The organism is Corynebacterium variabile (genome assembly GCF_006539825.1).
GTDB classification, from domain to species: Bacteria; Actinomycetota; Actinomycetes; order Mycobacteriales; family Mycobacteriaceae; genus Corynebacterium; species Corynebacterium variabile.
The window spans coordinates 81,910-103,161 of the sequence record NZ_BJNT01000003.1; the positions used below are offsets into that span (position 1 = coordinate 81,910).

At 67.8% G+C, this 21,252-nt stretch carries 18 protein-coding genes and 1 pseudogene; 4 read left to right on the forward strand and 15 right to left on the reverse strand.

What is annotated here, in order from left to right:
- Window positions 1-42: 42 nt before the first annotated feature.
- From CVA01_RS01375 to CVA01_RS01415, 9 genes and pseudogenes are all read right to left on the reverse strand, one after another.
- Window positions 43-678 carry a 3-oxoacid CoA-transferase subunit B gene (locus tag CVA01_RS01375; protein ID WP_014010592.1) on the reverse strand — a complete coding sequence of 212 codons (636 nt, stop codon included), beginning with the start codon at window positions 676-678 and terminating at the stop codon, window positions 43-45.
- Window positions 675-1,439, reverse strand: coding sequence for a CoA transferase subunit A (locus CVA01_RS01380; protein ID WP_141328039.1), 765 nt, complete (start codon window positions 1,437-1,439; stop codon window positions 675-677). The genes CVA01_RS01375 and CVA01_RS01380 overlap by 4 nt, the downstream gene beginning before the upstream one ends.
- Window positions 1,436-3,148 carry an AMP-binding protein gene (locus tag CVA01_RS01385; RefSeq protein WP_141328041.1) on the reverse strand — a complete coding sequence of 571 codons (1,713 nt, stop codon included), beginning with the start codon at window positions 3,146-3,148 and terminating at the stop codon, window positions 1,436-1,438. Before CVA01_RS01385 ends, CVA01_RS01380 begins: the two co-directional genes overlap by 4 nt.
- Window positions 3,149-3,153: 5 nt before the next feature.
- Window positions 3,154-4,032 carry an HpcH/HpaI aldolase/citrate lyase family protein gene (locus tag CVA01_RS01390; protein ID WP_014010595.1) on the reverse strand — a complete coding sequence of 293 codons (879 nt, stop codon included), beginning with the start codon at window positions 4,030-4,032 and terminating at the stop codon, window positions 3,154-3,156.
- Entirely contained in the window at window positions 4,029-4,538 is a 510-nt protein-coding gene (locus CVA01_RS01395; RefSeq protein WP_141328043.1) for a MaoC family dehydratase, read from the reverse strand. The genes CVA01_RS01390 and CVA01_RS01395 overlap by 4 nt, the downstream gene beginning before the upstream one ends.
- 4 nt (window positions 4,539-4,542) lie before the next feature.
- Entirely contained in the window at window positions 4,543-5,730 is a 1,188-nt protein-coding gene (locus tag CVA01_RS01400) for an acyl-CoA dehydrogenase family protein (RefSeq protein WP_244938081.1), read from the reverse strand.
- Window positions 5,731-5,757: 27 nt separating this feature from the next.
- Complete coding sequence (locus tag CVA01_RS01405; RefSeq protein ID WP_141328045.1) at window positions 5,758-7,860, reverse strand: acetyl/propionyl/methylcrotonyl-CoA carboxylase subunit alpha; 2,103 nt, start codon at window positions 7,858-7,860, stop codon at window positions 5,758-5,760.
- Between the two features lie 14 nt (window positions 7,861-7,874).
- Complete coding sequence (locus CVA01_RS01410) at window positions 7,875-9,497, reverse strand: carboxyl transferase domain-containing protein (RefSeq protein ID WP_373862652.1); 1,623 nt, start codon at window positions 9,495-9,497, stop codon at window positions 7,875-7,877.
- A gap of 237 nt (window positions 9,498-9,734) precedes the next feature.
- A pseudogene (locus tag CVA01_RS01415) lies at window positions 9,735-10,336 on the reverse strand (SDR family NAD(P)-dependent oxidoreductase).
- Between the two features lie 319 nt (window positions 10,337-10,655).
- Between CVA01_RS01415 and CVA01_RS01420 the strand changes: the two are divergent.
- Both CVA01_RS01420 and CVA01_RS01425 read left to right on the forward strand, forming a co-directional pair.
- A complete protein-coding gene (locus CVA01_RS01420) occupies window positions 10,656-11,264 on the forward strand; it encodes a TetR family transcriptional regulator (RefSeq protein WP_141328049.1) in 609 nt (202 codons plus the stop codon).
- 19 nt (window positions 11,265-11,283) lie between these two features.
- Window positions 11,284-12,753, forward strand: a complete 1,470-nt coding sequence (locus tag CVA01_RS01425; protein ID WP_141328051.1) for a phytoene desaturase family protein — start codon at window positions 11,284-11,286, stop codon at window positions 12,751-12,753.
- Here CVA01_RS01425 and CVA01_RS01430 read toward each other — a convergent pair.
- On the reverse strand, window positions 12,695-13,876 hold the full coding sequence (locus tag CVA01_RS01430) for an acyl-CoA dehydrogenase family protein (RefSeq protein WP_141328053.1): 1,182 nt from the start codon (window positions 13,874-13,876) through the stop codon (window positions 12,695-12,697). The genes CVA01_RS01425 and CVA01_RS01430 overlap by 59 nt on opposite strands.
- Before the next feature lie 218 nt (window positions 13,877-14,094).
- Here CVA01_RS01430 and CVA01_RS01435 point away from each other — a divergent pair, with 218 nt between their 5' ends.
- Together CVA01_RS01435 and CVA01_RS01440 are read left to right on the forward strand one after the other, a co-directional pair.
- Window positions 14,095-15,204 (forward strand): ATP-binding cassette domain-containing protein, encoded by a 1,110-nt coding sequence (locus CVA01_RS01435; RefSeq protein WP_170209650.1) that lies wholly within the window; start codon window positions 14,095-14,097, stop codon window positions 15,202-15,204.
- Window positions 15,201-15,812, forward strand: a complete 612-nt coding sequence (locus tag CVA01_RS01440; protein ID WP_170209651.1) for an ATP-binding cassette domain-containing protein — start codon at window positions 15,201-15,203, stop codon at window positions 15,810-15,812. The genes CVA01_RS01435 and CVA01_RS01440 overlap by 4 nt, the downstream gene beginning before the upstream one ends.
- Here the strand turns inward: CVA01_RS01440 and CVA01_RS01445 are convergent.
- From CVA01_RS01445 to CVA01_RS01465, 5 genes are all read right to left on the reverse strand, one after another.
- Window positions 15,781-16,272, reverse strand: coding sequence for a DUF3995 domain-containing protein (locus CVA01_RS01445; RefSeq protein WP_141328059.1), 492 nt, complete (start codon window positions 16,270-16,272; stop codon window positions 15,781-15,783). The two genes, CVA01_RS01440 and CVA01_RS01445, sit on opposite strands and share 32 nt — an antisense overlap.
- Before the next feature lie 45 nt (window positions 16,273-16,317).
- Window positions 16,318-16,854, reverse strand: a complete 537-nt coding sequence (locus CVA01_RS01450; RefSeq protein WP_014010606.1) for a DUF4334 domain-containing protein — start codon at window positions 16,852-16,854, stop codon at window positions 16,318-16,320.
- A gap of 20 nt (window positions 16,855-16,874) precedes the next feature.
- Window positions 16,875-18,470: a bifunctional phosphoribosylaminoimidazolecarboxamide formyltransferase/IMP cyclohydrolase gene (gene purH, locus CVA01_RS01455; RefSeq protein WP_141328061.1), complete on the reverse strand. Its 1,596-nt coding sequence runs from the start codon at window positions 18,468-18,470 to the stop codon at window positions 16,875-16,877.
- Complete coding sequence (purN, locus tag CVA01_RS01460; RefSeq protein WP_174775586.1) at window positions 18,463-19,125, reverse strand: phosphoribosylglycinamide formyltransferase; 663 nt, start codon at window positions 19,123-19,125, stop codon at window positions 18,463-18,465. Before purN ends, purH begins: the two co-directional genes overlap by 8 nt.
- Before the next feature lie 73 nt (window positions 19,126-19,198).
- Window positions 19,199-20,953 carry a cell division protein PerM gene (locus CVA01_RS01465; RefSeq protein WP_244938083.1) on the reverse strand — a complete coding sequence of 585 codons (1,755 nt, stop codon included), beginning with the start codon at window positions 20,951-20,953 and terminating at the stop codon, window positions 19,199-19,201.
- Window positions 20,954-21,252: the final 299 nt, after the last annotated feature.

Here is a 21,252-nt window from a genome sequence, read left to right on the forward strand (position 1 = left end):
GCGCTTACTCCCCTCCCATTATGTCTGGATCTAGAATTTCCGTCAGGTGTTCGGGAGAACTGGTGCATCCGTCGCAGCCTTCACCTCCTCCTCGGTCACCCCCGGCGCCAGTTCAGCGATGACGAAACCCTCCGGAGTCCGGTCCAGGACGCAGAGATCCGTGATGACCCGGTCCACCACCCCCGCACCGGTGAGCGGCAACGTAATGTCGGAGACAATCTTCGACCGACCGTCCCGACTACGGTGCTCCATGACCACCACAACCCGCTGCGCACCGACCACGAGGTCCATCGCGCCACCCATCCCCTTGACCATCTTCCCCGGCACAATCCAGTTGGCGATATCCCCCCGGTCATTGACCTCCATGCCACCGAGGATGGCCAGGTCGATCTTGCCGCCCCGGATCATCCCGAAGCTCGTCGCCGAATCGAAGTAGGACGTCCCGGGCATGGCGGTGACCGTCTCCTTACCCGCGTTGATCAGATCGGGATCGGCCTCCCCCGCCACCGGGTACGGTCCGATGCCGAGCATGCCGTTCTCTGACTGGAGGGTGACGTCCACCCCGTCCGGCACATAGTTGGGCACCAGCGTCGGAAGCCCGATACCGAGGTTCACGTACTGGCCGTCCTGCAACTCCTGCGCCGCCCGTGCCGCCATCTCCTGCCTGTTCCAGCTCATCGCGTGGTCTCCTTCTCGATCATCTTGTCCGCTGCCTGTTCCGGGGTGAGTTCCACGACATGGTGGACGTAGATCCCCGGGAGGTGAATGTCGTCCGGGGCAAGCTCGCCCTTGTCCACGACCTTCTCAGCCTCGACGATGCAGACACGGCCGGACATCGCGGCAAGCGGATTGAAGTTCCGGGCGGTCTCATGGAAGCGGAGATTGCCGGCGGTGTCGGCGACCTCGGCGCGGATCAGCGCCACGTCCGCCGTGATCGCATGTTCCAGGACCTGGGTCCGACCGGCGATGTCACGGGTCTCCTTGGCCGGTGAGAGGACGGCGCCGTCAACGGGATCCTCCGATCCCTCGCGTCCGTACTTCCACACCATTCCTCCGTCGGACACCGGGGTGCCGACGCCGGTCGCCGTGAAGAAAGCTCCGATGCCGGAGCCTCCGGCGCGGAGTCGTTCCGCCAACGTGCCCTGCGGGGTGAGTTCCACCTCCAGTTCACCCTCCAGGTACTGGCGGGCGAACTCCTTGTTCTCGCCGACATAACTGGCGACGATCCGGCTGAGCTGCCGGGTCTCCAGGAGCAAGCCCAGACCACGACCGTCCAGGCCGGCGTTGTTGGAGACCGCCTCGAAGTGACCGACGCTCCGCTGCGCCAGTTCGGCGAGCAGCACCTGCGGAATACCGCAGACGCCGAAGCCGCCGACAGCGAGAGTCGCACCGTCAGGGATCAGGTTCACGGCCGCCTGCGCACTGATGAGTTTGGTCATGCTCTTCCTCCGTTGGAGTAGAGACCGAGGATCCCGATGGCCTTCTCCCTCATCTCGACCTTCCGGACCTTGCCGGAGATCGTCATCGGGAAAACCTCGGTGATGTGGATGTACTTCGGGATCTTGAACTTGGCGAGCTTCCCGTCACTGAAGGTACGGATGTCATCGGCGGTCAGCGTCCTGCCGTCCGCGACGGCGTCTTCGTCCAGGATGATCCAGGCCATGAGTTCCTCCCCGTACTTCTCGTCGGGGACGCCGATGACCTGGACGTCGGCGATGTCCGGGTGCTCGTAGAGGAACTCCTCGATCTCCCGGGGGTAGATGTTCTCCCCACCGCGGATGACCATGTCCTTGATCCGGCCGGTGATCTGCACGTAGCCCTCGGTGTCCATGGTGGCCAGGTCGCCGGAGTGCATCCAGCCCTCGGCGTCGATCGCCTCGGCGGTCTTCTCCGGCATGTCCCAGTAGCCCTGCATCACCGAGTAGCCACGGACCAGGAGCTCGCCCTGGGTGCCACGGGACACGGTGGAGCCGTCATCGTCGACGATCTTCACCTCCAGGTGCGGCCCGATCCGGCCGACGGTCTCGACCCGCTTCTCCACCGGGTCATCCGGCATGGTCTGGTGGTTGACCGGTGAGGTCTCGGTCATGCCGTAGCAGATGCCGATCTCCTCGATCCCGAGGATGTCGATGATCTCGCGCATCGTCTTCGTCGGACACGAGGTCCCGGCCATCACACCGGTACGCAGACGCGACAGGTCCAGCTTCTTGCCCTTCTCCTCGAGGTGGTCGAGCAGCTGGAGTTCGGCCATGAACATCGTCGGGACGCCGAGGAGGCTGGTCGCCTGGCCATGATGGGCAGCCTCCAGGGTGTTCTCGGCGTTGAACACCGGGCCGGGGATGATCGATGCCGCACCGTGGGTGACAGCGGCGAGGATCCCGATGACCATGCCGAAACAGTGGAAGAAGGGGACCGGGATGATCACCCGGTCACTGTCGGTGTAGTTCAGCCGCTCGCCGATCATGAACCCGTTGTTGAGCACGTTGTGGTGGGTCAGGGTCGCGCCCTTCGCCATGCCGGTGGTGCCGGAGGTGTACTGGATATTGATCGGGTCGTGCGGGTCGAGGGTCTCGCGCACCGGGTTGAGGTCGCCGATGGCACTGTTGGCGAGTTCCTCCCACCGCTCGGAGCCGAAGAACACGGTCTCCTTGTAGGGGCGGTCGAAGGTGTGGGAGACGGTTCCGATCATGGCCCGGTAGTTCGAGTCCTTGAACCGGCCGGCGGAGAACAGCGCCTTGATACCGGACTGGTTGACCGCGTAGGTCAGCTCGCGGGTCCGGTAGGTGGGGTTGATGCAGACGAGGATCGCCCCGATCTCGGCGGTGGCGAACTGCAGCACCATCCATTCCCAGCGGTTGGGAGACCAGATGCCGATCCGGTCCCCCTTCCGGTACCCGGCATTGTGCAGGCCGGACGCCAGACGCAGAACCTTGCGGTGGAACTCCTGGTAGGTCAGGTGGATATCACCGTAGAGGTCGATGAGCGCGTCATGGTCAGGGAATGCAGCCACGGTACGGGCGAGATTCTGACCGATGGTCTCGGACAGCAGCGGGACATCGGTCGGGCCGACAAGATGTGATTCCGCAGGATCGATGCCGGCGGGATCGGAAAGGCTGATGTCGTGGTGCGGTCGAAGTGTGGAGGTCATGGGGGTCAGCTCCTAGAGAGAATGAGTTCGGCCTGACGACGCAACGGGGCGTCGATCATCTCGCCGTCGACAGCGAAGGCGCCAGAGTTTTCTGCGGCGCCGGCCATGACGCGACGGGCCCAGTCGAGCCGTGCGCGGTCAGGTCGGTAGGCGTCACGGATGACGGGGACCAGACCAGGGTGGATGGCGACGGTACCGGCGAAACCGCTGGCGGCGGCGTCCACCGCCTCAGCCCGTGCCCCGGCGGTATCGGTGGTGTCCGCGTGGATGGCATCGAGTGCGGAAATGCCCGCCGCCGCGGCGTGCAGCAGCACCAGTGAGCGGGTCAGGCGGGGTACTTCGCGGTACCCGCCGGGCTGACCGGAGAGCCCACCGCCCGCGGCCTGTGTTTCATCGACCCCGTAGCGGGACGCGGTGCCGCCGAGCGCGACGGTCAGATCCTCCGCACCCCAGAACAGGGCGTCCACCTGCGGGTGGGCAGCGAAAGACGCCAGATCGAGGACGCCACGAGGGGTCTCGACCAGGGCGATGACGCGGAGACGGGAGGCGTCCGGGCGACTCTCCGACAGTGCGTCAACGGACCGCGCCCCCTCCGCCTTGGGCAGCATAACCGTGGTGAACCCACTGTCACAGACTGTCGCGAGGTCGGCCTCGAAGTCCGGGGTACCCGCCGGGTTGATCCGCACGATGGTGCGCGCGGGATCCAGACTGTCCCCGGCGGCGAGGATGTGTTCCCGTGCCACAGCCCGGTTCTCCGCACGGCAGCCGTCCTCGAGGTCGAGGATGACGGCGTCCGAGCGTTCCGCGGCCTTGGCGAACCGGCCCGGCCGGTCAGCAGGGGCGAAGAGCAGGGCGGGGCCAGGTGGGGTCCAGCGGGTGGTCATGCCGTCTCCCCTTCCCCGTCACCGGTGGGCCGGCACTGCACGAGGGTGTTGCGCACGGCCGTGCACACGATGTCGCCGTGCTGGTTGCGGCCGATGTGCCGCAGCTCGACAATCCCCTGGTTGGGGCGGGACTTCGAGCGGCGGACCGAGAGACACTCCGTCTCGGCGTAGAGCGTGTCGCCGTGGAACATGGGTGCCGGGAAGGTGATCTCGGAGAAGCCGAGATTCGCGACGATGGTCCCGAGGGTGAGCTGGTTGACGGACAGGCCGACCACGGTGGACAGCGTGAACATGGAATTCACGAGTCGCTCGCCGCGGAAACCGGGCTGGGTCGCCGCCCAGGCCGCGTCCAGGTGCAGCGGCTGGGTGTTCATGGTCTGGGTGGTGAACAGGGTGTTGTCCGCCTCGGTGACGGTGCGGCCCGGCCGGTGGAGGTAGGTGGTGCCCTCCTCGTATTCTTCGAGCCACAGGCCGCGCTGTTCAACGGTCTTCCGGGTGTCGGCCATGGTGCTATCCCTCCAGTCCGAGCGAGCGAGCGATGAGCATGAGCTGCACCTCGGTGGTGCCTTCACCGATCTCCAGGATCTTCGAGTCCCGGTAGTGGCGGGCGACGCGCGTCTCGTTCATGAAGCCGGCACCGCCGAAGACCTGGGTCGCGTCCCGGGCGTTGTCCATCGCCGCGTCCGAGGCGACCATCTTCGCGATCGAGGCCTCCCGGCTGAAATCCTCGCCGGCGAGCATTTTCTGCGCTGCGGCACGCCAGGCCTGACGGGCGGTCCAGGCGCGGGCCTCCATCCGGGCGATCTTGAAGGAGACGCCCTGGTACTCGGCGATGGGACGACCGAAGGACGTCCGCTGCTTCGCGTACTCCACCGCCTCGTCGACACAGCCCTGGGCGGCACCGGTGGCCAGTGCGGCGATGGCGACGCGTCCCTCGGCGAGGATGGAGAGGAACTGTGCGAAGCCACGGCCACGCTTGCCCAGCAGGTTCTCCTCGGGGACGACGACGTCGTCGTAACTCAGCGGATGGGTGTCCGAGCAGTTCCAACCGACCTTGTCGTAGGCCGGTTCGGCCGTGAAGCCGGAGGTGTCGGTCGGGACGATGATCGCGGAAATCTCCTTGCGGCCGTCCTCGCGGGTACCGGTGACCGCGGTGGTGGTGACCAGCGAGGTGATGTCGGTGCCGGAGTTGGTGATGAACTGCTTGGAGCCGTTGATCCGCCAGTTGCCGTCCTCGAGCTTCGCGGTGGTCTTCGTACCGCCCGCGTCCGATCCGGCGCCCGGCTCGGTGAGACCGAAGCCGGCGAGTGACTTACCGGCCGTGAGGTCCGGCAGGTACTTCTGCTTCTGTTCCTCGGTACCGAAGCGGTAGATCGGCATGGCGCCGAGGGAGCAGCCGGCCTCCAGGGTGATGGCGACGGACTGGTCGACGCGGGCGAGCTCTTCCAGGGCGATGCCGAGGGCGAAGTAGTCCCCTCCCATGCCGCCGTATTCCTCGGAGAACGGCAGGCCGAACAGACCCATCTCGCCCATCTGGGCCTGGATGTCGTAGTCGAAGGTGTGGTTGCGGTAGTTCTCCGCCATCTTCGGGTCAACGACCTCGTGGGCGAATTCCTCGACGGTGCGTCGCAGTTCGACGAGTTCCGGGGTCAGTCCGTCATCGGCGGGGTTGGATCGGCGGGTGGTTGCTGCAGTCATGATGATTCCTTTTCTCTGTACTTCTGGTCAGGCGGGGACGGTGGCGGGGAGGGCGGCGGGGACGGTGGCGAGCACAGTGCCGGCGCCGACCTTGTCACCGGTGGCACAACTGAGGTGCACGATCCCGTCGTGGGCGGCGGTCAGGGCGTGCTCCATCTTCATGGCCTCGAGGACGACGAGCGGTTGGCCGGCGGTGACCGTGTCCCCGTCGGTGACCCAGACGGCGACGACGGTGCCCGGCATGGGGCTGAGGACGTCGTCCTCACCGCCGGCGGCGTCCGCGGCGTCCCGGTCCAGGCCGAGCGGACGGACCACCCAGGTTCCGTCAGGGCCGGACACGGCAACCGCCTGACCTGCCCCGTCGGGGACGGTCCGGGAGGTCCACCGCCGGGAGGCGGCCGGGTGCCCGTCGCCGGACGCCACGGTGAGGACGCGGACCGTGTCCTCACCGTCAGCGGCGACGGCCAGCACCTGTGCCATGACTGCCGGTGGTGCCGTGGTCTCCGGATCCACCGGTCGGACCGAGAGGGTCAGGTCGGTGGTCCCGGACAGTTCGAGGTCGGACGGGCCGGTGCCGGGCACGGCGACCCGGGACCGGAAGGGGGCGTGGTCCGCACCGGCACGCCATCCGTCGACCGCAGCCCAGGCGCCGTGCCGACCTGACCGGTGTGCGGAGTCACGGGCGGTGTCCTGCAGTGCCAGGGCGGCGACGACGAGGGCTTCGGAAGGCGTGGGGGGAACGGTGTAGTCCCCGACGATCCGGTCGAGGAGGCCGGTGTCCAGTGCCCCGGCGCGGACAGCGTCGTCGGCGAGGAGGTACCGGCTGAAGTCGATGTTGGTGCCTTCACCGGCGTCGGAGCCGAGTCCGCTGAGCAGTGTTCCGGCCAGCGCGGCGTCCAACCTGCCGATGGCCTCGGCACGGTCGTGACCGGAGGCGATGACCTTGGCGAGCATCGGGTCGTAGTCCGAACCGATCACCTGACCGGCGCGGATGCCGGTGTCGACCCGGATGCCGGGGGCCGTGGGCCAGCGCAGCGAGGTGACGGTACCGCCGGTGGGCAGGAATCCGGCCGAGGGGTCCTCGGCGTAGACGCGGGCCTCGATCGCGTGGCCGGTCAGGGTGATGTCCCCCTGGGACACCGGCAGCGGCTCCCCCTGAGCGACGCGGATCTGCAGTTCGACCAGGTCGAGACCGGTGACCAGTTCGGTGACCGGGTGCTCGACCTGCAGGCGGGTGTTCATCTCCATGAAGAAGAAGAGGTCGGGACGCTTCGCCGAGACGATGAACTCCACGGTTCCGGCGCCGCGGTAGCCGCAGGAGCGGGCGGCGTCACAGGCCGCCTCGCCGATGCGGGCCCGGGTCTCCTCGTCGAGCAGTGCGGAGGGCGCTTCCTCAATGACCTTCTGGTGGCGACGCTGCAGCGAGCACTCACGCTCGCCGAGGTGCACGACATTGCCGTGGGCGTCCGCCATCACCTGGACTTCGATGTGGCGGGGGGTGTCCACGAAGTGCTCGATGAACAGGGTGTCGTCGCCGAAGGAGGACGCCGCCTCCCGGCGCGCGCCGACGAGGGTGTCGGCCAGATCATCCGGCGATGCGACAACGTGCATGCCCTTGCCGCCGCCACCGGCCGAGGGCTTGATGAGGACGGGGAATTCCACACCCGCTCCCCCGTCGGTGCCGGTGACTCCGGCGATGAGTTCGGCGTCGGTGAGCCCCGGGCGGGAGATGCCGGGCACGGTGGGCACGTCACGGGCCTCGACGGTGGCGCGGGCTGTGATCTTGTCACCCATGCCTTCGATGGCGTCCGCCGGCGGGCCGATGAAGACGATCCCGGCGTCCTCGCAGGCGCGGGCGAAGGTGGCGTTCTCGGACAGGAATCCGTAGCCGGGGTGAATCGCGCCGGCCCCGGACGCGAGCGCCGCGGCGATGACGCGGTCGATGTTGAGGTAGGACTCGGCGGCAGCGGCCGGGCCGAGCCGGACGGCGGTGTCCGCCAGGGCGACATGCGGGGCGTCCGCGTCGGCGTCGGAGTAGACGGCGACGGAACGCAGGCCCATGTCCCGGACGGTGCGGATGACGCGGCAGGCGATCTCGCCGCGGTTGGCGATGAGCACGGTATCGAACATGGTCTTCTGTCCTCTCACATCCGGAACACGCCGAAACCGGCGGCGGTGGTGTCGGTGGTGGTGTCCCGCGGGACCCGGGCGCAGACGCCCAGGGCCATGGCGAGGACGCGGCGGGTGTCGGCGGGGTCGATGACCCCGTCGTCCCACAGTCGGGCGGTGCCGTACCAGCAGCTGGACTTCTCCTCGAAGAGGTCCCGGATCGGACGCTCGAAGTCCTCCCGGTCGGTGTCCGTCCACTCCCCTCCCTCGCGGGTCACCTTGGCCCCGCGGACGGTGGACAGCGTCATCGCCGCCTGCGGTCCGCCCATGACGGAGACCTTCGAGTTCGGCCAGGTCCACAGGAAGCGCGGTGAGTAGGCACGGCCGCACATGGCGTAGTTGCCGGCGCCGAAGCCACCGCCGGTGATGACGGTGAGCTTGGGGACGGTCGCCGTGGCCACTGCGGTGACCATCTTGGCGCCGTGCTTGGCGATGCCGCCCTCCTCGTAGGACTTTCCGACCATGAAGCCGGTGGTGTTCTGCAGGAAGAGCAGCGGGGTGCCGCGGTGCTCGCAGAGCTGGATGAAGTGGGCGGCCTTCACCGCTCCCTCGGCGAAGATGACGCCGTTGTTGGCGATGACGCCGACGCGGTGGCCCTCGATCCTGGCGAAGGCGGTGACCACGGAGTTGTCGTACTCCGCCTTGAATTCGTGGACGGAGCCGGAGTCCGTGATGACCTCGATGACCTCGCGGGCGTCGTAGGGGGTCTTCAGGTCGGTGGGGACGATGTCGTAGAGGTCGGTCTGGTCCCGGGAGGTGTACGGCTCGACCGGGGCGGCCGGGTCGTCCTCCGGCAGGGTGGCGACGATGTCGCGGATGCGCTGGATGGCGTCCGCGTCATCGGCGGCGAGGTGGTCGGTGACACCGGAGACCCGGGAGTGCATGGCACCGCCACCGAGTTCCTCGGCGGTGACGTCCTCGCCGGTGGCGGCCTTCACCAGCGGCGGACCGGCGAGGAAGATGGTGCCCTGGCCGTCGACGATGACGGTCTCGTCGGAGATCGCCGGGACGTAGGCGCCGCCGGCGGTGCAGGAACCCATGACGGCGGAGAGCTGCGGGATTCCGCGGGCGGACATCCGCGCCTGGTTGTAGAAGATCCGGCCGAAATGGTCGCGGTCCGGGAATACCTCGTCCTGCTGCAGCAGCATAGCGCCACCGGAATCCACCAGGTAGATGCAGGGCAGCCGGTTGGCTTCGGCGATCTCCTGGGCGCGCAGGTGCTTCTTCACCGTCTCCGGGTAGTAGGTACCGCCGGAGACAGTCGCGTCATTGGCGGCTATGAGACAGAGGCGCCCCTCGACGAGTCCGATACCGGCGACGATGCCGGCTCCGGGGACCCGACCGTCGTACATGTCCTCGGCGGCCAGCGGCGCCACCTCGAGGAAGGGGCTGCCGGGGTCGAGCAGGGAGTTCACCCGGTCCCTCGGCAGCATCTTGCCGCGGGAGAGATGGCGCTCCCGGGCCTTGTCCCCTCCCCCGCGACGGGCGCGTTCAATGCGGTCGCGGAGTTCGGCGGTGAGATCGGCGAACCCGGTGGTCGGTGCCGTATCGGTGGATGCCGTCACAGTCGTCACGGTGGCGTCCTTCCTGGTCATCATTTCCATGTTGGAAAGCGAATGTTTCGTCGCTGCAGCGAGTGTATATGACACAGGTCACATCGGATAGCAATCACACTTGATTGTTTTGGACTTGCACGTCGTTCCGGTGTTCCACCTGGCAATGGTCAGGAAAGAACACCCTTATACGGGGGTGGCGCAGGGGGCACCACGGCAATATCCGATCATCACTGACTGGTGGTGTTGAAATACCGGAACATACTCCCCCCCTCTGGACCGTTACAGGAACAGGTCGATCTCCAGCGGCTCTTCACCGCCGTAACCGGACACGTCCGCGACGCCGGCAGACCGGAACACGTCGGAGTCGACGAGCGTATACCCGCTGACCATGCCTCGCACCGACATACCGAACTTGCCGACGACATAGGCCGGGTAGCTGCCGATCCACTCCTCCAGATTGACCGGCGGCGACAGGGTGAGAATGCGCGCGTGGTCGGACTCCCACAGATACGGCAGGACCGCCCGGGTCAGTGCGAGAGAACCGCGGATGTTGATGTCCAGCACGAGGTCCAGCCGATTCAACGGCAGGCCCTTCGTGGGGTGGAGGTTGATCGAACTGGCGTTATTCAGGTCGATGTCCGCACCACCGGACTGCTCGACAGTCTCATCGACGACACGGGCAGTATCCTCACCTTTCCGCACGTCACCGACGACGGGGGCGCGTGACCACCCGCCTCCTCGATCAATTTCGCAGCGGAGAACATCGTCCCCGGAATGCGGAGGTCAGGCTCTGCTGTCTTGGCGAGCATCGCAACACTGGCGCCGGGCCGGGCGGCGGCCAGGGCAATCTCACGGCCGATACCGCGGGACCCGCCCGACATCACGATTGTCCGGCCCGCCAGCGCCTGGGACGCCGGCACGGACAACGGAGGGCCAGTCGTACCTCCACGCAACGGGTCGATGGTCGCAGTGGTGGTGGCCGGGGACGGAGGGGAGAAATGAGTTCATATCAGGCGCGGTGACTCCGTGAAATTCGATTCTTCTGTTGTTGTGTTGTGAAACGCAGCACAGTATCGGATTGCCCCTAACCAGTCAATGCTGACTGTTTTCGTCGCTGTCCCTCTCGGACAGAGGCCGACCTACTGCTACCCTGTTCCACGACATGCAGCCCCGTCCGCACAGAGGCGACAGGAGGAGTCCGTGCCACGCACCCCCCAGCAGGACCGCAGCCGCGAGACCCGGCGGAAGCTGCTCGACGCCGCTGTCACCGTGCTCTCCGGACAGGGTGCAGCGGCGACGACCGTCAGCGCCGTGGCCAGTGAGGCCGGCGTGTCCCGCGGAGCGGCACAGCACCATTTCGCGACCCGGGACGTCCTCATCGAGGAAACCGTCACCGAATTCTTCAACGCTCTCACCCATCAGCTGCGGACTGCCGTTGCTGACCTGCCCACGGGGCCGGACGGAGCCTCCACCGAGGATGTCGTCAGGCTGGTGGCAGAATCGTTTGCCAGCGATTCCTTTCGGGCTGCGCTGCACGTCTGGTCCGCCGCTGCCGGTCCTGAGGGCGAGCTCCGGGACCTGATCATCGCGGCAGACAGCCGCTACGCCAGGGAAGTCCACCAACTCATGGGATTGGCCCTGGATGCCGACCTTTCCGACCATGCCACCCGGGAACTGCTGCGGATGACAGTCGACCTGGCCCGCGGTCTCGGCCTCGGTGCCGTGCTCGTCGATAACTCCGAGCACCGCCGGCGGGTCATCGACCGCTGGGCGGGCATCCTCTCTGACGGCATCGTCCGGAACGACTGAACCCCACTACAGTCGGGGCATGCTGTCCCGACCACCCCACGCCGCCACCGTCGTCGGCTCCGGACCCAACGGTCTGGCCGCCGCGCTCGTGCTGGCCCGGGCCGGGGTGAAGGTCACCGTGGTCGAGGCCGCGGACACGGCCGGAGGGGGTCTTCGCAGCAGCACCGATACCCACGGCGTGCGCCACGACCACTGCGCCACCACCTTCCCCCTCGCCCAGGCTTCCCCGTTTTTCGGGGAGTTCGGACAGGCTTTGGCCGGTCACGGGCTGGAGCTCGCCACCGCACCGGTGGACGCCGTACACGTCCTCGACACCACCCGCTCCGCGACACTGCACACCTCGGTGGTGGACACCGCTGCCGGACTCCCCGGAACAGACGGCCGCATCTGGCAGGCGTTCTTCGGACCTCTGGGAGACCGGGCTGACCGGGCGGCCAAAGTCACCGACGAGTTCCTGCGCCCGATACTCCATGTTCCCCGACACCCGCTGCTCTTCGCCGGGTTCGGGGTACAGGCCGGGCTACCGGCGTCCTGGTCCTGGGGACGCTTCCGTTCCCCCGAGGCACGCGCGTTACTTGCCGGGATCATGGCGCACGCGTTCACCCCGCTGAACCTGCCCGGGTCTTCGGCCGCGGGCACCTTGCTCACCGTCGCCGGCCACGCCCACGGCTGGCCCGTCGCCGTCGGCGGATCACAGTCCATGGCGGACGCCATGTTGGCTGAACTGGCCGCCCTCGGAGGTTCGGTGGTGACCGGGATGCAGGTCACCGACGTGTCCCAGGTCTCAGGGGCGGATGTTCTTCTCCTCGACACCTCCGTGGAGGACGCCGCCCGGATCCTCGGCGACCGGGTCCCGGACCGTGTCGCCAGGTCCTGGCGCAGGTTCCACCGTGGCCCCGCGGTGGCGAAGGTCGACTACACCATCGAGGATGGGATCCCCTGGTCCTCGCCGGATGCCCGGCGCGCCGCCACCGTCCACCTCAGCGGCACCGCCGACCAGGTCGCCGCGGCGGAGAAGGACTGCTGGCAGGGGCGACTCCCCCGACGTCCTTTCACCCTCGTCGGTCAACCCTGGCTCGCGGATCCCGGCCGCACCGTCGTCTACGACAACCGGCAGCTCAACCCGGTGTGGGCCTACGCCCACGTTCCGGCCGGATGGACCGGAACGGCACAGGACACCTTTGACCTGGTCACCGCACAGATCGAGGACGCCGCCCCCGGCTTCCGTGACCACGTCGTGGACTGGTCCGCGTCCGACCCGGCGGGAGTAGAGGCCACAGGACGAAACAATATTGGCGGGGACATCTCCGGCGGGGCCAACGACCTCGTCCAACTGCTGGCCCGTCCCCGGCTGCTGCGTCCCTATGACACCGGTGTCCCCGGCGTGTTCCTGTGTTCCTCCTCCACTGCACCGGGCGGCGGAGTCCACTTCATGTGCGGGATGAACGCAGCGGACCGCTGTTGTCCCGGTGCAGGTGCCGGGCGATGACCATCCGCTGGATCTGGTTGGTCCCCTCGAAAATCTGCATGACTTTCGCCTCACGCATGTAGCGCTCCACCGGGAAGTCGCGGGTGTACCCCGCACCACCGAGAACCTGCACCGCATCAGTCGTGACCTTCATGGCACTGTCGGTGGTGACGAGTTTGGCCACGGACGCCTCCTCGGCGAAGGGCTCCCCGAGGTCCTTCAGCCTGGCGGCGGCGAGCATCGTCGCCCGCGACGAGGTGACGGCCGCCTCCATGTCCGCAAGCAGGAACGCCAGCCCCTGGTGCTCGATGATCGGCTGGCCGAAGGTCTCCCGCTCCTGCGCGTAGTCCACCGCCGCGTCCAGCGCACCCTGGGCCAGCCCGGTCGCACACGCAGAGATGCCCAACCGACCCGAGTCGAGTGCGGCCAGGGCGATCTTCAGTCCCTGTCCCTCCTCGCCGATCCGTTGGTCGGCGGGGATACGGACATCGTCGAAGGTCAGCGCCGCGGTCGGTGACCCGGTCAGCCCCATCTTCCGCTCCGGTGGCCCCGCCGAGAACCCCGGTGTATCCGCCGGGACCAGGAAGCAGCTGATGCCCTTCCCGTCACCGGGCTCGCCACTGGTCCTCGCCATGACCGTGTAGAAGTCGGCGAAGCCACCGTTGGTCACCCACGCCTTGGAGCCGTTGAGCACGTACGAGTCTCCCTCCCGTCTGGCCCTCATCGCCAACGCAGCGGGGTCAGATCCGGCATGCGCCTCCGACAGACTGTAGGCGCCGACCTGCGTACCGCCGAGCATCTCCGGCAACCACCGTTGCTGCTGCTCGCGGGTACCGAAAGTGGCGAGCGGGAAACAGCTCGGTGTGTGGACGGAAACTCCCACGGCCACTGAGGCCCACAACGCCCCGATCTCCTCCAGTGTCTGCAGATACAGCTCGGTCGGCATCCCCGCACCACCGAGCTCCTCGGGGTAGACCATGCCGGGCACGCCGATCTCACCGAGCATCCGGAACGCGTCCTGCGGAAACTGCCTCGCCTCCTCGATCTTCGCGACCTGCGGGGCCAGCCGGTTGGTGACCACGTCCCGCACCATCTCGATCACGGCGAGGTGTTCCTCGTTGTCCAGGATCCGTCGTGCCGGCATCGTCACTCTCCCTGTCCGGTTGGCGCGCTGTGAGGTTCAGGATACGGATCCCGTGCTACGGTCAGACCCATGGGAACTCTGATTCACTAGATCCGGACGCCGCGTCGAGGACATCCTCCGTGGTGGGTCCTGAGCACGCCGTCGCCGTCTGAACGGGGATGCGTGTCGGTCCCCGATCCGATTCCGGTTCTCTCCTGGGGAAGAGAACCACCTGCAGCGTGTCTCCGCACGCCGAGGAGTTCACCATGTCCCGACCATCATCCACTGCGTCCCTGCGCGAACTCACCGTGACTTTCACCGACCGGACCGTGCTCGACCGGGTCGACCTCGTTGTCGGCCCACAGGACCGTATCGCCGTCATCGGCGACAACGGATCCGGGAAGTCCACCCTGCTCAGCGTTCTCGCCGGCACTGTCACCCCCACCTCCGGCGACCGGGAGGTGGACCTGCCCGGCGGCTTCGCCGTGGCCGAACAGGGCCCCGTCTTCGCCGCCGACGCCACTGTCAGCCAGGCGATCGACCACCTCCTCCACGACATACGGACGCTCGAGAGGGCGATCACCGAGGTCACCGGAGCGCTCGAAGTGGCGCCCGCCGCGGAGCTTCCCTCGCTCCTGGACCAGTTGTCCGAGCTCAACGACGTTTTCGAGTCCCGCGGTGGCCCCACCCTCGACCGCCGGCTGGACGCCGCCCTCGACCAGCTCGGTCTCGGAGCGCTGGGCCGCGCGCGTCCGGTCGCTGAACTCTCCGGTGGTGAGCGCGCCCGACTGTCACTCGCCGCCGCCCTGTGCTCCGGCGCTGACCTGCTGCTGCTCGACGAACCGACCAACGATCTCGACGAGGACGCCGTGCGTTGGCTGGAGCGTCAACTCGACACCCACCGGGACGCCCTCATCGTGGTCACCCATGACCGGTCCTTTCTGGACCGGTTCGCCCGCGACATCATCGAGATCCGGGACGCCCACCTCCACAGGTACGGTGACGGATACCGCGGCTATCTCCGGGCCCGGGACGCCGAGCGACTCCGGATCCGACGGGAGTACGAGCTCTGGTGCACTGAGCTGGCGCGTGCTGACAAGCTCGTCGTGACGAATGCACTGCTCAGCTCCGAGATCCCCCGAAGCCGGGAGAAACCCGGCTTCGGCCACGGCGCCTTCCGCACCCGCAGCGCCGACCACGGCGCCACCGGCCGGATCCGGCAGGCCAAGGCCCGGGCAGCACAACTGAGGTCGGCACCCGCCGAGGTCCCCACTGACCCGTTGTCCTTCGCTCCGCGGACATGGCCGGCGCTGGGCTGGGCGATCCAGACACCTCGATGCCGCTGGTGACACTCCTCCCCGGACATCTGGAACTGCCCGACGACATGCCGCCGCTGTACCTGGACTCCACTCTGGAGATCCGGCCCGGTGACCGCTGGCTGGTGACCGGACCCAACGGAGCGGGCAAGACCACACTGCTCCGCGTCCTTGCCGGTGAACTCGGCGATCCCCGGCACCGGCAGACCTCCGCTGGGCTGCGCGTCTCGTGGCTCCGGCAGTCACTCGCGACCCCGGACGGCGACGGATGTACCGCCCTCGTCGACACTTTCGCACGCGCCAGCGGCATGTACCGGGAGGACGCCACGGCCGCACTCGGCACACTCGGTCTCTTTCCTCCGGATGCCCTGACCGGAGCGGTCGCTGATCTGTCCGTCGGGCAGCGCCGACGTCTCGAACTGGCGGTCACTCTCACCGCACCCGGTGACCTGCTCCTGCTCGACGAGCCCACCAACCACCTCACCTCGGAGCTCGTCGAACAGCTGGAGGAGGCTCTGGTGGACTTCCCCGGTGCAGTGGTCACCGTCACCCACGACCGACGGTGGCTCGAGAACGCACGGACACAGGGTGGACAACGGGAGTTGCACGTCAGTTCCGGACGCGTGACGCCCGCCGACTGAGCAACAGCCCGACCACCAGCGTCACACCCCAGATGAGGAACAGCGGGCCCCACAGCCAGGCGTGGCCGACCATCCCGTCGTGGTCGTAGCCGCCGTCCGGTTCCACGATCCCGGACAGGACGAGGTTGCCGGCGACGGTGTTGATCCCGCCCCACAGGATGAGCAGCACCGCCCCGGCCCAGCTCACCGCCCGGAGCAGCCGGGGCCACAGGGACGGTTGAGTCGGCGTCCGCAACAGGAGCAGCGGCAGCAGGGCGGCGAGGATCTTCACTGCGCCGACCGGCAGCAGCGCCGCGGCATTGTCCTCCCACTGCTCGACGAGGTCCTCTCCCAGTGTGTCCACCAGCCATGAGCCGCCGACGCCCCAGTAGAGGCTGAACGCACCGTGGACCACGCCGGCGACGGCCGCAACGGACAATGCCGTGCGTGCCGCTGTCGGTGATGTCCGGATGGTGTCCATGCTCCGAGGCTAACTCCCGGTTCACCGTCGGAACGGGGGTGGTCACTACTCCCGGTGCAGCGTGAACATGAACGGTTCATCCAGTGCACGGAAGTCCATGGCACCGAAGAGGGTGTCCTCGTCCACGCGTCGGATATGGTCGTTGACCGGCAGTGCGTCGTAGACCATCGTCCCGGAGACCACCCCGCGGTACTCCACCATCCGAAGCCGGGCTGCCGGCTTCCCGGTCCTCGCCACCGGCAGCAGAGCCCGCACCGCTCTCCCGAGCTTCAGCCGACGCAGCACCGGAGCCGTCCTCATCGCCAGGCCCATCGGAACCAGCGCCGGATTGACCGCGAACAGCCCGCGGCGTCCCGCCATGACCAGCGGGTGGGCGTCCTCGGCAGAGTAGTACCGCTTGCCGTGCCAGCCCGAGAGTTCGAGGACGCCGTCCAGCGGATTGCCGGTCGACACCTCCGCTCCGTGCCAGTTGCCCAGCATGTCCTCGACCTGCACCGGAGGCAGGGAATCGAAGAGCGCCAGGGCATCAGCGGTGCTGGTGCCCTGGCGCTCCATGGTGCGCAGTGCGGTGACGGGATCCATGCCCGCCACCGTAGGCGAAACTAGTGGGCGAAGTGACGCTCACCGGTGAGGTACATGGTGACACCGGCCTTCACGGCGGCGTCGATGACCTCCTGGTCGCGGACGGAACCGCCCGGCTGTACGACAGCGGTCACGCCGGCCTCGGCAAGTGCCTCGAAGCCGTCGGCGAAGGGGAAGAAGGCGTCGGACGCGGCGACCGCACCGACCGAACGCTTCTCGTCGCCGGCCAGGGTGTTGGCGCGTTCGACGGCGATCTTGGCGGAGTCGACACGGTTGACCTGACCCATGCCGACGCCGACGGTGGCACCACCCTTGGCCAGCAGGATCGCGTTGGACTTCACCGCGCGCACGGTCCGCCAGGCGAACTTCAGGTCGGCGAGGGTGGCCTCGTCGGCGGCGTCACCGGCGGCGAGGGTCCAGTTGGCGGGGTCGTCACCGGCGGCGTCGACCAGGTCGGTCGCCTGGACGAGCAGGCCGCCGGAGACGTCCTTGTGGTCCAGGGAACCCTCGCGGACCGGGACCTCGGTGGCCAGGATACGGATGTTCTTCTTCTGGCTCAGCACCTCGATCGCGCCGTCGGCGTAACCGGGGGCGACGATGACCTCGGTGAAGATGCCGGCGACCTGCTCTGCCATCTCGACGCTGACCTCGCGGTTGACAGCGATGACTCCGCCGTAGGCCGACACCGGGTCGCAGGCGTGGGCCTCGCGATGGGCGGTGGCGACATCGGCGGCGACGGCGATACCGCAGGGGTTCGCGTGCTTGATGATCGCCACACAGGGATCCTCGTGGTCCCAGGCCGCACGCCACGCGGCGTCCGCGTCGGTGTAGTTGTTGTAGCTCATGGCCTTGCCGTGGAACTGCTCGGCGTTGGCCAGACCGCCGGTGGCGCCCGGGGTCGTGTACACCGCGGCGGCCTGGTGCGGGTTCTCGCCGTAACGCAGGGTGTGGGCCCGCTCATGGACCTCACCGATCCACTCGGGGAACTGCGCGAACTCGCCCTCGGCGGTCTGCTCGGTCAGCCAGGTGGCCACGGCGACGTCGTAGGACGCGGTGTGGCGGAATGCCTGGGTGGCCAGCAGGGTACGCTCACGACGGGTGTACCCGCCGGCATTCGCCGCATTGATGACGTTGGTGTACTCGGCCGGGTCGGTGACCACCGCGACCGACGGGTGGTTCTTCGCGGCGGCACGCACCATCGACGGGCCTCCGATGTCGATCTGCTCGACACAGGCGTCGAAGTCTGCACCGGAGGCGACCGTGTCGGTGAAGGGGTACAGGTTCACCACGACGAGGTCGAAGGGCTCCACACCGAGGTCCTTCAGCTGCGCCAGGTGGTCGTCCTTACGGGTGTCGGCGAGGATGCCGGCGTGGATGCGCGGGTGCAGCGTCTTCACACGGCCCTCGAGACACTCCGGGAAGCCGGTGAGCTCCTCGACCGGGGTGACCGGCACGCCAGCGTCCGCGATGCGGGAGGCGGTGGAGCCGGTGGAGACGATCTGGACGCCGGCCGCGTGCAGGCCCTGCGCCAGCTCTTCCAGACCGGTCTTGTCGTAGACGCTGATCAGGGCGCGCTTGATCGGGCGCTGCCCGTTGTCGGGGGTGGTTTCAGTCATTGATCCAGACCTTTCGTCCGTCGATGGTGTAGCCGTACCGGGCCGTGCGGTGCAGGACGTCAACGATCAGCCGCCGTTCCACCGTCTTGATCCGTTCGTGGAGTGACGCCCGAGTGTCCCCGCGCAGAACCGGGACCTCCCGCTGCGCGATGATCGGGCCGGTGTCCACGCCGTCGTCGACGAGGTGGACGGTGGACCCGGTGAGTGCCACGCCGTAGGCCAGCGCGTCCTCCACCGCGTGCGCCCCCGGGAAGGCGGGCAGCAGCGCGGGGTGGGTGTTGATGATCCTGCCACGGAACCGGCCGACGAACTCTGCCCCGAGAATGCGCATGAACCCCGCACTGACGATGATGTCCGGACGGCGGGACGCCACGGCGTCGGCGATGCGACGGTTCCAGGCGTCCCTGTCGTAGCCGGGCTCATGGTCGGGGTTGTACGCGACGAGGAAGGTGTCCAGTCCGGCAGCGGCGGCACGCGCCAGGGCGTGGCACGGGCGGTCGGCCCCCACCGCGACGATCTCGACCGAGTTGTGGAGGGTGTCGATCATCGACTGCAGCAGTGTGCCTTCACCAGAGGTCAGGACGACCACCCGCAGGGGTGCTGTCGGGTTCAGTTTCCCCTGCACGGGGACCTCCGGGGGCGTGGACTCACTCACGCCCGTCTACTTTACGGGGTGCGGTCCGCGCGGGGAATGCCGGGGCAGGAGGCAGGACGCCGCGACGGGAGCGTCACTTGTCGTCTTCTGTCCCGTCGGCCTCGTCAGAGACGTCGTCCGGGTCATCATCCGGGTCCTCTTCGGCGGTGCCGTCCCCTTCGTCCCCCGGCTCCTCCGCCTCGTCAGATGCCTCGGTCTCAGGCGCGTCGTCGGACGTGGGCTCTTCCTCCGCGTCCTCCTCCGTGTCCTGTTCCTCTGCAGCCTCTTCCTCATCGTCGGAAGAATCGTCATCGGCAGACCCGGCAGAGATGTCCTCCTCGGCAGCAGACTCTTCGACGTCCTCCGCGGCCTCGTCGTCCACGTAGTCGTCCGCAAAGTCACCGGCGGACTCTGTGACGCGGCGTCCTGACCAGGCGACCCAGCCGAACACGACGAGGGAGGGCAGCACCATCCAGCCGAGGAACAGCAACGGTGTCAGCCACAGCAGCGGTCCGGTCGACCCGTAGTAACCGAGCTCACCGCCCGCGAACCAGGCGATGAGCAGGCCGGCGACAGCGGCACACAGCCCCGCACCCATCGCGGTGAACAGTGGTGACTCGATGAAGCGGCGTCCGGCGAACCAGCGGTAGACCGTCACCACGGCGGCGACCGCGGGGATGAGCAGCCACACCGGCCCCAGCGGGATCGAGTCATTCGGCATGACGGCCAGCACCGGCAGCGGCGGCATGTTCGCGTTCGTCACCGCGAACAGTGAGGCACTGCCGTCACCGATGTGCATCTCGCCGCCCATGATCACCGACGTCGCGCCGACCGCCAGGTTCGGGAAGTAGACGAGACTGAGCAGCGTCAGGCCGAGCACACCACCGGCCCCGCCGGCGATGTCGTACGCACGACCCACCGCAGCATGGTTGACGAGCAGACCGATGGCCGCCACGGCCGCCCCCACGAGCAGCAGCACCTTGAAGAAACGGTCGGCCAGCAGCACCGACTCGACCGGCCACGTCGGCATGCCCCGACGCAGCAGCAGGGCACGCCAGATCTTCGGCCCCAGTCCGGCGATGACCACGGCACCGTTGAGCAGCACCGTCGTCAGCAACGCGAGGAAGATATTGGGTGGCGCGACATCGAAGACCTTCGAGGCGTCCCACACCATCAGCCAGGCGATGAGTGTGAACACCGCCGGGACGAGGATGCCCAGGACGGCGACGGTACGGATACCGCGCACCGTGACGGTGGTCCCGCAGGTCGTCCGGATCCGGCGGGAGTGCGCGACGAAGATCAGGAGTGCAGGAAGTAAGGGTGCGGCACCGAGAGACGCCCCGCTGATCGTCACGGGGGCGAGATTGGACAGCAGCCACGCTGACCCGATGTAGGCGGGGACGGCACGGAAGGTCGTGCCGATCGCCAGGACCACGGCGATAACGAGTGCCACGGCCACGGTCACGCCGTGGTTGAGGAGAATCCCCGGACCGAAGCGACGGATGTGCGGCCCCCAGACCGACCAGAAGGCACCGAAGCGCCCCTGGGAAGCAGGACGCCCCGACGCCCGCGCAGCGGCGCGTTGACGCGGATCACGGGGGTCTGCACCGTGGGCACCGTCGACGAACCCCTCTCCGCCCCGTGTCACGTCCCGGGTCACACCACGGGTGGATGCGCGGGACGTGTCACGGGCGGTGGTGGATGAGCGGGAGGCATTCCGGGAGGAACTCCGGGCGCTCCCCCGTTCCGGGCCGGAGGTGCCCGCCCGTCGGCGCCGCTCCTCCGACCCGCGACCGGTGTTACGTGACCGGGGACTGGGACGGTGGCTCTCGTTGTTCACCCGTCCCATTGTGCCTGCCGAGGGTCTCATCGTCGGGGAAGGGCACACCAGGGATTTCGGACACTCTGTCAGATACCCCCGTCACATCAGTCACAAATGCGTCATGAACTGCCCGTACAGGGTGGAACCACACCCGAGTCACCCCCGCACACTCCTCCCCCGATGTTGCTGAACCGTGATTTTTCGCCCGAAGAGGTTGCTCACGGACCATGTCCGCATTAGAGTTCAACCTCGTTAGATAACGATCCGGTCACAAATGAGCGACTGGAACGTAACAAGCCCAGGGTGGACGGCCCTGAACGATCACA